Here is a 232-nt window from a genome sequence, read left to right on the forward strand (position 1 = left end):
TGCTGAGCTGCGCGTTCTTTAACATTCAGTCAATGCGGGAGGGCGCTCGTCTTCTCGCACAGGGCCAGGCGCTGTTCCTTGTCCGAACGGTTGGCCGCCCAGCTGCTCGCGATCATGTTCTTCCAGAAGGTACGACAGATCCGGTCCCACAGGGACAACGCGGGTGGGGTTGATTTCCTCGTGCACGAGGTAGTAGTGCTCTTTGATCTGTTGGATGTCCACCGTGTCACCG

At 58.6% G+C, this 232-nt stretch carries 1 pseudogene; it reads right to left on the reverse strand.

Going from position 1 to position 232, the window contains the following annotated elements:
• Positions 1-18 precede the first annotated feature (18 nt).
• Positions 19-232: pseudogene (locus tag QP381_RS09530) on the reverse strand (glutathione S-transferase family protein); the annotation flags it as partial.

The sequence above is a fragment of the Pauljensenia sp. UMB6358 genome (assembly GCF_030216865.1).
Lineage (GTDB): Bacteria > Actinomycetota > Actinomycetes > Actinomycetales > Actinomycetaceae > Pauljensenia > Pauljensenia turicensis_A.